The sequence below is a fragment of the Sulfitobacter sediminilitoris genome, assembly GCF_010667575.1.
Taxonomy (GTDB): Bacteria; Pseudomonadota; Alphaproteobacteria; order Rhodobacterales; family Rhodobacteraceae; genus Sulfitobacter; species Sulfitobacter sediminilitoris.
Genome location: NZ_JAABNT010000067.1, coordinates 1 through 1,862, shown reverse-complemented (window position 1 = coordinate 1,862; position 1,862 = coordinate 1). Strand labels below are relative to the sequence as shown.

Annotated in this window: 2 protein-coding genes; one reads left to right on the top strand and one right to left on the bottom strand. The window is 52.0% G+C overall.

Annotation, left to right across the window (positions count from 1 at the left end):
* Positions 1 to 196: 196 nt before the first annotated feature.
* Positions 197 to 742 carry an amino acid synthesis family protein gene (locus GV827_RS23115; protein ID WP_164356667.1) on the bottom strand — a complete coding sequence of 182 codons (546 nt, stop codon included), beginning with the start codon at positions 740 to 742 and terminating at the stop codon, positions 197 to 199.
* 194 nt (positions 743 to 936) lie between these two features.
* On the opposite strand from GV827_RS23115, the gene GV827_RS23110 reads away from it, so the two are divergent.
* On the top strand, positions 937 to 1,362 hold the full coding sequence (locus GV827_RS23110) for an ester cyclase (RefSeq protein ID WP_164356666.1): 426 nt from the start codon (positions 937 to 939) through the stop codon (positions 1,360 to 1,362).
* Positions 1,363 to 1,862 lie beyond the last annotated feature (500 nt).

Here is a 1,862-nt window from a genome sequence, read left to right as displayed (position 1 = left end):
AGTTGGAGGGCAGGATTGGCTCGAAGCGTGCCACCAGCCCGGCCAAACCATTTAGCTGATCAATGGCGACATAGTCCCGCTCAGTAGACCTTAGTGTTGAGCGCAGCGATCGGCAGGAGAGAGCCCACTACGACCGATGCTACGTTTGCTTCAAATGGCTGCTTTGGGAAGAGTTCCGAAAATCGTTTTCAGTCTCTCAGGCTTGAATTGGCCCTTTGCCAACCCTCGGGTGAACGCGGGTTCCGTCTGACATTCCGAGGCAAAGAACGATTTCGTCTGCGCGCGGTGCGTCAGGAACCCACAGGGTCATCGTGTCTATGTGATCAAACGACCATGCCTCGTCTTTGTGCCCAAGCGGGAGATCGATACTACCGCCCAATGCCCCAACTTTGTGATTTGATGGCATCAAGGATTTGCCGCCCCCCATAGCGGCGCGCACGGGTTTGCCAAGCTTGGGGTGCAACACTGCTGCTCCGTGTTCCATCGCGCCTGATGATCCGACAAGGGCTGCTTTGCCGTAGCAAATGGGCGCCCCCGAGAGCATTTGAATCAGTTCCTGCGTTAGAGTTTTCCCAAGTTCGGCTCCAAAATCGTACAACTGCGATAAGTCGTCTTGAGCTTTCCCTGCGAGGGGGTTTCGCACAACTGCCATAGCAGCGGCACGTGTGATCGGCGCGCAGGGTTTTCCCATTTCGTCAGCATTTATGATTTCTTTGGTGAAGACCGTTTTCCGAATATCCATCATAAGGCTCTCTTTTGGAAGGTGGGATGAGGCTGGCTCTTGATATATTGAAATGCAAGTGCAAACGGGACGACCGATGCAACAAGATTATCGCAAGCCATATGGGACGAATGTCTGCTATGATCACTCGGTGACGAGCGTAGTTAGAATTTTTGCAGAGCCCAACCCGCAACCAATGCCGAAGGACGTATTTCATGCACCCTACAGAACAAATTGTTCGCCAGTTTCACGAGTCATGGGGCATGCGCGATCCTGACCGCGGGGCAGAAATTATTTCGGATGATTGCGACTTTGAAGATATCGCTCGTCAAGAAAAGCTGACCGGAAAGGAAGCTTACAAAGACGACTACTATCGTTGGCGAGAAGCTTTTCCAGACGGTCTTTGCGAAGTTGAGAACGTAATTGTCAGCCAATGCGGAGAATGGGCAACCGTTGAGTTCCGCAATACTGGCATTCACGCGGGCGTGCTGCGTTCTAGCCTCGGGGATTTTCAACCAACGGGAAAGAAAGCCGAAGTTCGCTATTGTTCCGTGATGAGAGTCAAAGAAGGAATGGTGGTAGAAGGCCGCGATTACTATGACAGCGCAACGATTGCCCGCCAATTGGGGTTGGTTGACTAACGCAGTGGGTTTTCTTGGAGAGCACGTCTCACAGCCTTTTGAAGAAAGCGGACATACAAGAGCTTGGCAGAAGTGTCCGCTTTGTCCGCTCAGCAGAACTTAGTGCTGTGCGCAGCTAATGGCTGGAACGAGCCCTGAGCGGACCTATTGCCCGCCCAAGGCGTTATGAGGCTTTGCGGCTGCAAACGGATTTCTAAAGAACCTCATACACTTGGAGCTGCGCTGTTACGTTTGGTTCTGCTAGAAGAAATGGCCTAAATACTGGCGAGGCAACAGTATCGTCGAAAGTGTGTTCAAGCACAGTGTTTCAGGTTACTGTGTTCAACACAGTGTTTGCCCATTCTATAGCAGCATAGCCACATCGCACAGTTTGGAGCTATGCTCAAAAGTTGGTGACGGCGTGATCAGGCGGCTTGGTTAAGTTGTTTGATCCCGTCCTTAAATGCAATCCCTTCGATGATCTCGGGCATGCGGTTTGCGCCGTCGAGCTTCCGCCATTT